A 1,315-nucleotide genomic window follows, 5' to 3' on the forward strand; every position below is an offset into this window, starting at 1 on the left:
GCGGGACCGAGACGGGCCCGACGCCGGTCGACGTCTTCCTCGGCGGCCTGGCGTCGTGTCTGTCGCTGAGCGTCCGGTATCAGGCGGAGAAACGCGACGCGTCGGACGACGAGATCCGAGTCGACGCGGACGCGACGCCCGCGGAGCGGGCGGTCGAGCGGATCGAAGCCGAAGTCCGGCTCGAGTCCGACGCGGACGACGAGACCCTCGAGCGGATCGTCGACCTCGGCGAACGCGGCTGTCACGTCTCGCAACTGCTCCGGGAGGACCTGGACCTGGCTCTCTCCTGGGATCGGTGCTGACCCGAGACGGGCGGTCGCGAGCCCGGTCCGTCACTCGGGATACGTTCGGTCAGGCTCCGGCATCGCGTCGACGTTCGCCGCGATCTCGAAGATCGTCCCGTTGAGTTCCGCGGCGGTATCGAAGTACCAGAACTCGGCGTCGCCGTAGCTACCGCTCTGGACGACCGGCATTCCGGCGTCCTCGAACGCCTCGACGACTCCGTACGGATCGTCGAAGGCGAAACAGGCGACGTGATGGAGCCCCTCGCCGTGTTCTTCGAGGTGCTCCGTGTAGAGACTCGATCCCTCGAGGGGTTCGATCAGTTCGACCATCGTCTCGCCGATCTGTGCGATCGCGAGCGCCATCGAGTACTCGTGGGGTTCGCCGCGGTAGGTCCGATCGGACAGGGCTGGCGGCTCGAAGCGGTAGACCTCCCAGGGACCGAGCCCGAGGATCGAGCCGAACCGCTCCATCCCGTCATCGAGATCTTCGACGACGAACGCGACCTGGGACAGTTCGGGAATCTCGACGTCCAACTGTTGAATGTCACCAATGGATATAGACGAGGAGATGGTACCACGACGGTCGGGGTAACTCTTTGGCCGCTCAGACGGAGGGGCTATAGTACCAATCGAACCGATCCACATACCGACCGCACAGTCCGCAGTTCTCGCTCACTCTGTTCGCTCACGGCTCGCTTCGCTCACCGTTCGCGTCTCCGCGTTTCTCGCTCACACTGTTCGCTCACGGCTCGTTTCACTCACCGTTCGCGTCTCGCGGTTCTCGCTCACTCTGTTCGCTCCGAACCGCGCCTCGCTCCGAACCATGCCTCGCTCCGAACCGCGCAGCGCTCCGAACCGCGCTCCCGCCGTGCGGATCGAGTGGACAGTGCCTGTCAGCGGCTGCTGTCGTCTTCGCGCGTGTCGTCGATACCGGAGCCGACGGCGCCGTCGAAGCCGCCGTTTCGGGTGCCCCGCTCGAGAGCCGCATCGATATCGACGAGCCGCGGCCCCGTCGGGACGGGCGTCAGTTC

General features: G+C 65.9%; 2 protein-coding genes. One reads left to right on the forward strand and one right to left on the reverse strand.

Annotated elements, in window-relative coordinates:
• A partial coding sequence (locus PGX04_RS30440) for an OsmC family protein (RefSeq protein ID WP_273741903.1) occupies nucleotides 1-302 on the forward strand: 302 nt, incomplete at its 5' end.
• 30 nt (nucleotides 303-332) lie between these two features.
• Here PGX04_RS30440 and PGX04_RS30445 read toward each other — a convergent pair.
• Nucleotides 333-827 carry a VOC family protein gene (locus PGX04_RS30445; RefSeq protein WP_377043733.1) on the reverse strand — a complete coding sequence of 165 codons (495 nt, stop codon included), beginning with the start codon at nucleotides 825-827 and terminating at the stop codon, nucleotides 333-335.
• Nucleotides 828-1,315 lie beyond the last annotated feature (488 nt).

The sequence above is a fragment of the Natrinema soli genome (assembly GCF_028618695.1).